We start from the raw sequence: 10113 nt of genomic DNA on the forward strand, positions 1-10113 counted from the left end.
TACCGCCAGCGGCAGGCCAATGGTCAGGTAGCTGGCAAAGTTAAAAATCACGACAGAGACAATCCGCAGATTGAGGCGCAATCCATTAAGCGCCGGTTCGGCGACGGTTTCGGGCATCGGGTTCCACCAGATTTTTACAACTGTGTTTCAGTTCTACCACGCCACACGTTATAAATCAGTAGCCAGATTAGGATTCCAGGCAGCAAGCCAGCCGCTACACTTAATGAAAATCATAGAAAGGAACCGTGAATGACAACCCCTCAGCCCGATAAAACGGGCATGCATATTCTGCTCAAACTGGCGTCACTGGTAGTAATCCTCGCCGGTATTCACGCCGCGGCAGATATCATCGTGCAGTTATTACTGGCGCTGTTCTTCGCCATTGTCCTCAACCCTCTGGTCACCTGGTTTATTCGCCGCGGCGTGCGTCGCCCGGTCGCCATTACTATCGTGGTGGTGGTGATGCTGATCGTGCTCACCGCGTTAATTGGCGTACTGGCCGCGTCGGTTAACGAATTTGTCGCCATGATGCCAAAATATAATAAAGAGCTTACGGCAAAAGTCCTGCGGCTGCAGGAGGCGCTGCCCTTTTTGCATATTCATATGTCCCCGGAGCGTATGCTGCAACGCATAGACTCCGACAAGCTGATGACGTTCACGACCACCCTGATGACCGGGCTGTCCGGCGCCATGGCCAGCGTCGTTCTGCTGGTTATGACGGTGGTATTTATGCTTTTTGAAGTCCGGCATGTGCCCTATAAGCTCCGTTTTGCCCTCAACAACCCGCAAATCCACATCGCCGGTCTTCATCGGGCGTTAAAAGGCGTTTCGCATTATCTGGCGCTGAAAACGCTGCTCAGCCTGTGGACCGGGGTGATTATCTGGTTAGGGCTGATGCTGATGGGGGTGCAGTTTGCGCTGATGTGGGGCGTGCTGGCTTTTCTGCTGAACTATGTGCCTAACATTGGCTCGGTGATTTCCGCCGTCCCGCCAATGATCCAGGCATTACTTTTTAACGGATATTATGAATGCCTGCTGGTCGGCGCACTCTTTTTAGTCGTGCACATGATTATCGGCAATATTCTCGAACCCCGCATGATGGGCCACCGGCTGGGCATGTCTACGCTGGTGGTTTTCCTCTCGTTGCTGGTCTGGGGATGGCTGCTTGGCCCGGTGGGAATGCTGCTGTCGGTACCGTTAACCAGCGTGTGTAAAATATGGATGGAGACCACCAGGGGCGGCAGTAAGTTAGCCATCCTGCTCGGGCCCGGGCGCCCCAAAAGCAGGCTACCGGGCTAGCCCTGCCGCTTCACCGGCCAGAAGATCGTCAGCACCCCGGCGACAATCAGCAGCACGCCCAGCAGCGATTGCCAGTGGAAAGGCTCATGCCAGCCGGGGAGCCAGATGGCGGCGGCCCATACCAGGATGTAGCTCAGGCTCAGCAGCGCGTAGGCTTTCGCCAGCGGCAGTTGATGCAGGGCGAAGTACCAGCAGACCATCGACAGCAGGTAACCCATAAGCCCGAACGCCAGGCCAAACGTGCCCGCCCGCAGATGCAGCAGATGGTTGAGGAAGGTAAATATCTCCGTCAGCGGCGGGAGCTCGACCATCGCGCTGCGCAGCAGCAGCTGCGCGCCGCTCGCCAGGCCGACGCTGAATAACGCCCAGATTAAGCCCATCAGATACGGCTCCCCAGAATAGCGATCCCAACGACGATGAGTCCCACGCCAAGCCAGTGGCGACGCGCGACCGGCTCGCGCCAGATCCCCCACGCCGCCAGCGTCACCCAGACGAAGTTCAGGCTCAGCATGGGATAGGCGATGCTGACCGGGATCGACTGCAGCACGCTAAGCCACAGCAGCATGCTGCAGCCGAGAGAGAGCAGCGCGAGTCCCAGCCAGCCAAGGATATGGTACCCGCGCCGCCCGGATTTGGACGGTCGGGTCGCCTGTTTCTGGCACAGCTGTCCGGCGCAGCTCAGCAGGCTGGCGAAAACCAGACAGATCCAGACGCTCATTGCGGCAGATACTGGATATACACCACGCGCCCAAGCTCGTAGGAGCTATCCGGTTTCGGTAGCGCTAAATCAGCCATACTTTCTCCTTTATCCATCAGCAGAACCAGCGAGACGGGGCCCTGTTGGCGGTGCGTCGCCAGCCAGTCAGCAAAATGGGCTTGATCGACAAACTGGTGCTGCGCGTCCGGCCAGGAGAGACCGTACTTCAGCTCGCCCTGCTTGTCGAACAGAATGATATCGCTGCGCTTGAGCTCCCACGACAGCCCGCCGGCGATACCGACGTTATTGGTCAACACGTAGCGGCTCGGGGTCAGCGATTCGCTGACGATATCCACCAGGAACTGCGGCTGCTTGCTGTCGATCACCCGATCCGGGATAGCGAAGCCCACCAGCAGCGCCAGCCCGAGCGGGCAGCAGGCGGCGAGGGTCCAGCGGCGGCCGTTGTCCTTCATCGCCAGCCAGCCCATCAGCGCCCAGCAGCCAAATATCAGCGCCGCCAGCAGGCACTTATAGAGCTCAATATGGCTCCATACCGGCTTGTGCATAAAGCCCCACGGCGAAACCACCAGCACGGCGACCAGGCCAATCAGGCCAAAGGCCAGGTTGATTGCGCCGTTAATTTTCAGCGCCTTCGCTCCCGCCTTCGCCGCGTCCAGCGCGTAGCGCGCCATCAGAATCGACAGGGGAGCAAAACAGGGCAGGATATAGGTGGGGAGTTTACCCTTAGCAATGCTGAAGAACAGGAACGGCATCGCCACCCATCCGAGCAAATAGAGCGCACCGCGCGACTCATCGCGTTCGGTCCAGCCGCGCTTGAGCGCACCCGGCAGCAGCGCCAGCCACGGCAGGCTGCCGGCAATCAGGAACGGAATGTAGTACCAGAACGGCGCTTTATGCTGGGCATCTTTTTCCGCGAAACGCTGGATATGCTCCACCCAGAAGAAGTAGCGCCAGAAGTCCGGCTCGCGTTTGGCGATGGCAAGACCCCACGGCAGCACCACCAGCGCGCAGACGCCCACCGCCAGCCAGCCGTAAGTCAACACTTCGCGCCAGCGCTTACGCGCAATCACCCACGGCAGTACCCCAACCACCGGCACCGCCAGCGCGAGGAAGCCTTTGGTCATCACCCCCATCCCGCAGGCCACGCCGAGTAAAACATAGCCGAGAATTTTGCCGCCGTGGCTTTGGGCCTGCGCCGCGCCCCAGAAGCTGCACATCGCCAGCGCCATCCACATGGTGATCATCGGGTCGAGCACCGCGTAGGTGCCGATACCGTAGACCAGAAGCGCGGTCAGGAAGATCGCCGGTGACAGGATCGCGACGCGTTTATCGCGGAAAAGACGCCATGCCAGCCAGGCGACCAGCAGCGCGGTGACGGTTATAGCGAAGACGGAACCGAAACGCACGCCAAAATTATTGTGGCCGAATAGCCACTGGCCGATGCTGTTGATCCAGTAGCCGGCAATAGGCTTTTCAAAGTAGCGCAGCCCGAGGAAATGCGGCACCACCCAGTCGCCGGTCGCCAGCATTTCGCGGCTGATCTCCGCGTAGCGGGTTTCATCAGGCTGCCAGAGCAGGCGGAAGTTGAGCGGCAATAAATAGTAGAGGACAAAAAGGGCGACCAGAGAGGCGCCATAGCGAATGCTTTTCATCAAACACCCGAATTGAGTAATTGTTCACGTCCAAGCCAGCCTTCCCGGCCGGCCAGTTCACCACGAACCACTTTACCTCGCGGCAGCACGCTAAAATCGGCGGGCAGCAGCTGGCTTAGCGGGCAAAACAGGATCTCTTCCTGTGCGGCCATGGTCAGCAGTTCATCAAACTGCTCCGCGAAGGCGATGCCTTCCACTTCGGCATGGATGGTATAGACCGGCGTCCCCGCGTCGCGATGGATGCAGTCCAGCAGATAGCGGTTGAAGCCCGCACTATCCACCGCGTTGCCCACCACTTCATCCCAGGTCGGCAAAGTTACCGGGATCTGCACGGTTCCCGGCGCGCCGTTCCCCAGCTGCGGCAGAAAAGGCCCGGTCCCCCGGCAGTCGCTGTTATAAAGGAAATCGAAAGCCTCTTTGGCTTTGATCACCCGCTGATCGGCACGCCAGCCGGCAACGGCGGAACAGGTTACCGGGCGACCGATAATCCGCTCCAGCTCCAGCAGCCCGCGTTCAACCTCCAGCGTCAACCTTTCCTGCGGCCAGACGCCGCTCCACGCCTGCCAGCTATAGTGATCCCAGGCGTGCAGGCCGACTTCATGCTCCTGCGCGGCGGCACGGATAACGTCCTCATTCCCGGCGCCGATCCTGCGCCCTGGCCAGGCGGTACCGGCCAGCAGGATATCCCAGCCGTACAGCGACGCGGCCTTTGAGCGCAGCATCTTCCACAGAAACTTCGGTTTTATCAGGCGCCAGATATGGCGCCCCATGTTGTCCGGCCCGACGCTGAAAAAGAAGCTTGCCTGAATCCCGTGCTGGCTCAGCAGAGCCAGCAGCCGCGGGACCCCGTCCCGCGTGCCGCGAAAGGTATCGACATCTATGCGTAAGCCGACCTGTTTCATGATTTTCCGCTGTCCGTCAGCTCAACCGTGCGCAGGAAGAAGTCCAGGGTGTGTTCCACGGTCTCTTCCATTTCCACCGTTGGCACCCAGTTCAGGCAGCGCTTCGCGTTGCGAATGCTCGGCTTACGATGTTCGACGTCCTGGTAGCCTTTACCGTAGTAATCGCTGCTTTCCACCTCGCGGAACCCGGCAAACGGCGGGAAGCGGTCGCGCAGCGGATGGCGTTCAAAGCAGGCCAACAGCATTTCCGCCAGCTCTTTGATACTCGCTTCGTTATCCGGGTTGCCGATGTTGATGATCTGCCCGTCGCAGCGGCCGTCTTTGTTCTCAATGATGCGGAACAGCGCTTCGATACCGTCGCTGATATCGGTAAAACAGCGCTTCTGCTTACCGCCCTCAATCAGCTTGATCGGCGAACCTTCAACCAGGTTCAGGATCAGCTGGGTGATGGCGCGAGAGCTGCCGATGCGCGCGGCGTTGAGGTTATCGAGGCGCGGCCCCATCCAGTTAAACGGACGGAACAGGGTAAACTTCAGGCCGTTCTTATCGCCGTAGGCCCAGACCACGCGGTCCAGCAGCTGCTTGGAGACCGAGTAGATCCAGCGCTGTTTGTTAATCGGCCCGACCACCAGATTGGAGGTATCTTCATCGAAGTTATTGTCGGTGCACATGCCGTACACTTCCGAGGTCGACGGGAAGATGATGCGCTTATCGTATTTCACGCAGTCGCGGATAATCTTCAGGTTCTCTTCGAAATCCAGCTCAAACACGCGCAGCGGGTTACGGGTATATTCGATTGGCGTGGCAATCGCCACCAGCGGCAGGACCACGTCGCACTTCTTAATGTGGTACTCGATCCACTCGGAGTGGATGCTGATATCGCCTTCAACGAAGTGGAAGCGCGGATTGTCGAGGAAGCGGCTGATAGCGTCGGAGCCAATGTCCAGGCCGTAAATTTCGTAGTTGTCGTCCTGCAGCAGACGCTCGGTCAGGTGGTTGCCGATAAAGCCGTTCACCCCGAGGATTAGCACGCGGGTACGGCGCTTAATTGCCACCACCGGTTTGCTGCTCAGCACCGCGCCGGCAACCAGGCCAAGCGCCTGCGCCAGCTGCGTACCCTGCATATAAACGCCGCGCTCGGTCTGCCCGGTAACGATTTCTAACGCCCCTTCCTGGCAGGCGACCACCAGCGGCGCAACGGAGATCACCGTCCCCGCTTTGGCGGCGGCCAGATCGTGGCGCACGCGGGATTTCCAGACGATAAACTTATTCGCGCCGGCGTAGCCGAACGCGCCCGGCCACGGATCGGAGACCGCACGGACGAGGTTGTGCAGCGTCTGGGCCGAGCGTTCCCAGTCGAGGCGACCGTCTTCCGGCGTACGGCGACCAACGTAAGTCGCCTGGCTTTCATCCTGGGCGCGCTCTTGGGTTTTGCCGTCGCGGATGGCGGGCAGCGCCTTAGCCAAAAGTTCCGACGCCGCGGAACAGAGCTTACGGTGCAGCGCCAGCGCCGCGTCATCCGCGCCGATCGCGACGCTTTTCTGCGCCACGATATTGCCGGCATCGGCGCGGTTAACCATACGGTGCAGCGTCACGCCGGTTTCGCTTTCGCCGTTCACCAGCACCCAGTTCAGCGGCGCGCGGCCGCGGTATTTTGGCAGCAGTGAACCATGCAGGTTAAAAGCCCCCTGCGGCGCAATATTCACAATGTCATCGCACAGCAGGTTGCGGTAGTAGAACGAGAACAGCACGTCCGGTTTAATCTCACGGATACGTTCGATCCACAGCGGATGATTCACATCTTCCGGCGCCCATACCGGGATGCCTTGCTCAGCGGCAATACGCGCCACGGAGCCAAAAAAATGGTTTTCGCCAGGGTTATCCGGATGGGTAAAAATAGCGGCGATGTCATAACCGGCATCCAGCAGAGACTGAATACCTGCACAACCCATATCGTGATAAGCGAAGACTACGGCTTTCATGAACGATCTTCCTCTTGAGATGCCGTTTCCGGCTGGCGAACAACACGTTGAATAAAGTAGCGGGGGCGGGCGCGGACATCGTTATAGATGCGGCCGATATACTCCCCGAGCAGGCCCATCCCGACGAACTGGGCGCCGATAAACATAAACAGCACCGCGAACAGCATGAACACCCCTTCCGCCGCCCACTGGGGACCAAACACCAGACGAAGCACCACCAGCATCAGGCCGAAGGCGAAGCCCAGCAGAGCGATGACGCTGCCGAACAGGCTCAGCAGGCGCAGCGGCGTGGTGGTCAGGCAGGTCACCAGGTCGTACATCAGGTTAATCAGGCGCATAAAGCTGTATTTGGAATCGCCGAATTCGCGCTCGGCGTGCATCACCGGGATCTCAACCGCCCGGCGGGCAAAAGTGTTCGCCAGAATCGGGATAAACGTACTGCGCTCATGGCAGTTGAGCATCGCGTCGATGATATGGCGGCGATAGGCGCGCAGCATGCAGCCATAGTCGCCCATCGCTTTACCGGTGGTGCGCTGGATCAGGCGGTTGATCATCTTCGAGGCGCTTTTACGGAAGAAGGTGTCCTGGCGGTTCTGGCGCACGGTACCGACCACGTCGTAGCCCTCGTCGGCCTTCTCGACCAGGCGCGGAATCTCTTCCGGCGGGTTTTGCAGGTCGGCATCAAGGGTAATGATCAGGTCGCCGGTAACGTGGCTGAAGCCCGCCATAATCGCCGAGTGCTGGCCATAGTTGCGGTTTAACAGGACCGCCACCACGTGGCTGCCTTCGGCCTCGGCGGCTTCGGTGAGCATTCGCGCCGAGTCATCGCTGCTGCCGTCGTCGACCAGCAGAATTTCATACTGGCGTCCGAGCGTCGCGCAGGCGGTGTCGGTGCGGCGGATAAGCTCCGGCAGGCTCTCCTGTTCGTTATACACAGGAATAACGACCGAGACCTTTTTCACGGGAGGGTAGCTAAACATATCAACGTCCTGACAGCTGGTGCAGTGCGGAAATGACCCGAGTGACATCGTCATCGGTCATATCCGGGAACAACGGAATGGAACAAATGCGCGCGCTGTTCCATTCCGTATGCGGTAATGAAACTTCAGGGAAACGCTCGCGGTAATACTTTTGCGTATGGGCCGCGCGGAAGTGCAGGCCGGTGCCAATACCCATGGCCTTCAGTCTTTCCATCAGCGCATCGCGGCTGATGCCGCAGGCGGCTTCGTCAACGCGGATAATAAACAGGTGCCAGGCGTGCTGATGCTCCCACGACGGCGCCACCAGCGGCCTGAAGGGCGTATCCGCCAGCTCGCGCAGATAGCGTTGCGCAATGGCGGCGCGGCGCTGATTGGCGTGGGCGAGCTTATCCAGCTGCACCAGCGCCAGCGCGGCGTTGATATCCGCGAGATTGTATTTAAAGCCCGGCGAAATCACCTCCGCCTGCGGGGCGCGGCCCAGGGTCTGGCGGTCATAAGCGTCAACGCCGAGGCCGTGGAACTTCAGGCTGCGAATGCGCGCGGCCAGTTCGTCATCGTCGGTCACCACCAGCCCGCCTTCGGCGCAGGTCATATTCTTGATCGCATGGAATGAGAAAATGGCGGTACCGCGCCAACCGACGTGGCGGCCTTTGTAGTACGTCCCCGCCGCGTGGGCGGCATCTTCAATCACCGGAATAGCGTGACGCTCGCCAATCGCGCGAATGGCGTCAATATCCGCCGGTGCGCCAGCATAGTGCACAGGGATAATTGCTTTGGTTCGCGGGGTGATTGCCGCTTCAACCGCTTCGGGGGTAATCATCAGGTTATCGGGATCGACATCGATCATCACCGGGGTCGCGCCGAGCAGGCAGATCATGTTCAGCGTGGAGACCCAGGTCTGGGAAGGGGTGATCACTTCATCGCCCGCACCGATACCCAGCCCCATCAGCGTGACGTGCATGCCGCCGGTCGCCGAACTGACGGCGATGGCGTGACGGTTGCCGGTTAACGTGCAGAACGCCTCTTCCAGCGCCTGATTTTTCGGTCCAGTGGTGATCCAGCCCGATTGCAAAACTTCACGCAGCGCAGCCAGCTCTGCGTCGCCCATCGACGGGCGCGAAAACGGCAAAAAATCGCTCATCATGTTCCTGTTCTGTGAATGACCCGCGAAAAACCGGGTCGATAAGAAATATCCTGCACCTGCTGACCTAAACAAAATGAAAATGAAAGCGAAATCAGCCCGATGGCGCATTTCATTATTTTGTATTCAGATGTTATTAAATTTAGTCAGATTTGCTTAGGATAATATTAAGAAATTAATATTAATTAGATATGCGTGATAATTTCGTTAAAAATCACTGATATAGAGTGAAGGTTATCGCAGAAAAAGGTGCTATGGCGTTCCCGCTGGACGGAGAAATAGCGGGAACGCATTGGTGAAAAGTAAACGGATGCTCAACCAGATTCTCAGAAACAGTCTTTAAACATGGTTCAGCAAATATAAAAAATCCAGTCGAATCACGAAACTATTTCAAAATAATTACAGGTTGGCAGGAAAGTTGTCAGGTAATTCGTTAGCAGGGCAATTAATCACTTCGTTATTATCCGCGCCGCACTCGCGCACAAAAGTGATGGTGGCAAACTCATCAATCACTTCTGTCGGATAAGCCGGACCGGCTTCACGATAAGAGACCATCAGCGGAATATGATCGTTCTGGAAGCAGACGGTTTTCTCCGGGTTATTCATTACCCAGCGCGGGAAAAAGATGGTGCCGTGAAACAGTTTATCGCCGAGGTTAACGATCAGGCTCACGTCGGTACCGGTCGGTTCGGTCCAGGAAATTTTGTAGATACTTTCGCCGACGCGAACGATGTAAGCCTGCTGATCTTTCACCCAACGATTCGCGACGATACCGCTGTGAATACGATAATCCAGGGTGGTGCCGTTTTTAACGTAAATTTCGTAGTTCCAGCCATTATCGTAGGTATAAACCAGATGTTTGCCGATAAAACCGCTCAGGTCATGTTTGTCGAATGTGCTCATAATCTGTTCTCCTCTGTTTGTTGAGAACAAGCATACTGCTTTAAAAAATGGATGAATAACGTTATGTTTGGATTAAACTCATTCACTTTTTAGATGGATTATGCACAAGACTACGCTGGAACAATGGGCGCTGCTGGAGAAAGTTGTCGAGCTGGGTAGCTTCGCGAAGGCGGCGGACGAGACCCACCGCAGCCAGTCGTCGGTGAGCTATAATCTCGCGCTGTTGCAGGAACGGCTGGGCGTCACGCTGCTGACGCCATCGGGCCGTCGTGCAGTGCTGACCCCGGCAGGCGAGCTGCTGCTCGGCCAGGTTAAGCCGCTGCTGCAGGCCTTCTCTTATGTCGAAACCCATGCCGCCACCCTGAGAGACGGCGCCCGGACCCGGCTGGATCTGGTGGTCGACAGCATTTTCCCACGCCAGCGGCTGTTCGCCATTCTGCGCCAGTTTCAACAGCGCTACCCGCAAACCCAGGTCAGGCTGACCGAAGTGCTGGAAAACGTTGAGGAAGAGCATCCGGCCCGCAGCGAGGCGGACG

At 58.1% G+C, this 10113-nt stretch carries 11 protein-coding genes; 2 read left to right on the forward strand and 9 right to left on the reverse strand.

Going from position 1 to position 10113, the window contains the following annotated elements:
• Positions 1-117: hypothetical protein (locus HMPREF1144_RS33805; RefSeq protein ID WP_009654340.1), on the reverse strand; the 117-nt coding region annotated here is incomplete at its 3' end.
• A 132-nt stretch (positions 118-249) separates the two neighbouring features.
• Here HMPREF1144_RS33805 and HMPREF1144_RS24680 point away from each other — a divergent pair.
• Positions 250-1299 carry an AI-2E family transporter gene (locus HMPREF1144_RS24680; RefSeq protein WP_009654337.1) on the forward strand — a complete coding sequence of 350 codons (1050 nt, stop codon included), beginning with the start codon at positions 250-252 and terminating at the stop codon, positions 1297-1299.
• Here HMPREF1144_RS24680 and arnF read toward each other — a convergent pair.
• The 8 genes from arnF to HMPREF1144_RS24720 all read right to left on the reverse strand — a co-directional run bounded on the left by arnF (position 1296) and on the right by HMPREF1144_RS24720 (position 9580).
• Positions 1296-1679, reverse strand: a complete 384-nt coding sequence (gene arnF, locus HMPREF1144_RS24685) for a 4-amino-4-deoxy-L-arabinose-phosphoundecaprenol flippase subunit ArnF (RefSeq protein WP_004855095.1) — start codon at positions 1677-1679, stop codon at positions 1296-1298. The two genes, HMPREF1144_RS24680 and arnF, sit on opposite strands and share 4 nt — an antisense overlap.
• On the reverse strand, positions 1679-2017 hold the full coding sequence (arnE, locus tag HMPREF1144_RS24690; RefSeq protein ID WP_004855098.1) for a 4-amino-4-deoxy-L-arabinose-phosphoundecaprenol flippase subunit ArnE: 339 nt from the start codon (positions 2015-2017) through the stop codon (positions 1679-1681). The genes arnF and arnE overlap by 1 nt, the downstream gene beginning before the upstream one ends.
• Positions 2014-3669 (reverse strand): lipid IV(A) 4-amino-4-deoxy-L-arabinosyltransferase, encoded by a 1656-nt coding sequence (gene arnT, locus HMPREF1144_RS24695; RefSeq protein ID WP_004855100.1) that lies wholly within the window; start codon positions 3667-3669, stop codon positions 2014-2016. Before arnT ends, arnE begins: the two co-directional genes overlap by 4 nt.
• A complete protein-coding gene (arnD, locus tag HMPREF1144_RS24700; RefSeq protein ID WP_004855103.1) occupies positions 3669-4571 on the reverse strand; it encodes a 4-deoxy-4-formamido-L-arabinose-phosphoundecaprenol deformylase in 903 nt (300 codons plus the stop codon). Before arnD ends, arnT begins: the two co-directional genes overlap by 1 nt.
• The gene (gene arnA, locus HMPREF1144_RS24705) at positions 4568-6553 is read right to left on the reverse strand and encodes a bifunctional UDP-4-amino-4-deoxy-L-arabinose formyltransferase/UDP-glucuronic acid oxidase ArnA (RefSeq protein WP_009654341.1); all 1986 of its coding nucleotides are present in this window, start codon (positions 6551-6553) and stop codon (positions 4568-4570) included. The genes arnD and arnA overlap by 4 nt, the downstream gene beginning before the upstream one ends.
• Positions 6550-7533: an undecaprenyl-phosphate 4-deoxy-4-formamido-L-arabinose transferase gene (gene arnC / locus HMPREF1144_RS24710; RefSeq protein ID WP_004126208.1), complete on the reverse strand. Its 984-nt coding sequence runs from the start codon at positions 7531-7533 to the stop codon at positions 6550-6552. The genes arnA and arnC overlap by 4 nt, the downstream gene beginning before the upstream one ends.
• Before the next feature lies 1 nt (position 7534).
• Complete coding sequence (gene arnB, locus HMPREF1144_RS24715; protein ID WP_004855110.1) at positions 7535-8674, reverse strand: UDP-4-amino-4-deoxy-L-arabinose aminotransferase; 1140 nt, start codon at positions 8672-8674, stop codon at positions 7535-7537.
• A 399-nt stretch (positions 8675-9073) separates the two neighbouring features.
• Positions 9074-9580 carry a phenolic acid decarboxylase gene (locus HMPREF1144_RS24720; RefSeq protein ID WP_189090337.1) on the reverse strand — a complete coding sequence of 169 codons (507 nt, stop codon included), beginning with the start codon at positions 9578-9580 and terminating at the stop codon, positions 9074-9076.
• A 97-nt stretch (positions 9581-9677) separates the two neighbouring features.
• Here HMPREF1144_RS24720 and HMPREF1144_RS24725 point away from each other — a divergent pair.
• A partial coding sequence (locus tag HMPREF1144_RS24725) for a LysR family transcriptional regulator (RefSeq protein ID WP_009654338.1) occupies positions 9678-10113 on the forward strand: 436 nt, incomplete at its 3' end.

It is taken from the genome of Klebsiella sp. OBRC7 (assembly GCF_000293135.1).
GTDB classification, from domain to species: Bacteria; Pseudomonadota; Gammaproteobacteria; order Enterobacterales; family Enterobacteriaceae; genus Klebsiella; species Klebsiella michiganensis.

Excerpts from the sequence above, each read along its gene's own strand:
- HMPREF1144_RS24680 (WP_009654337.1), top strand. The coding sequence starts at position 250 with ATGACAACCCCTCAGCCCGATAAAACGGGCATGCATATTCTGCTCAAA.
- arnF (WP_004855095.1), bottom strand. The coding sequence starts at position 1,679 with ATGGGCTTAATCTGGGCGTTATTCAGCGTCGGCCTGGCGAGCGGCGCG.
- arnE (WP_004855098.1), bottom strand. The coding sequence starts at position 2,017 with ATGAGCGTCTGGATCTGTCTGGTTTTCGCCAGCCTGCTGAGCTGCGCC.
- arnT (WP_004855100.1), bottom strand. The coding sequence starts at position 3,669 with ATGAAAAGCATTCGCTATGGCGCCTCTCTGGTCGCCCTTTTTGTCCTC.
- arnD (WP_004855103.1), bottom strand. The coding sequence starts at position 4,571 with ATGAAACAGGTCGGCTTACGCATAGATGTCGATACCTTTCGCGGCACG.
- arnA (WP_009654341.1), bottom strand. The coding sequence starts at position 6,553 with ATGAAAGCCGTAGTCTTCGCTTATCACGATATGGGTTGTGCAGGTATT.
- arnC (WP_004126208.1), bottom strand. The coding sequence starts at position 7,533 with ATGTTTAGCTACCCTCCCGTGAAAAAGGTCTCGGTCGTTATTCCTGTG.
- arnB (WP_004855110.1), bottom strand. The coding sequence starts at position 8,674 with ATGAGCGATTTTTTGCCGTTTTCGCGCCCGTCGATGGGCGACGCAGAG.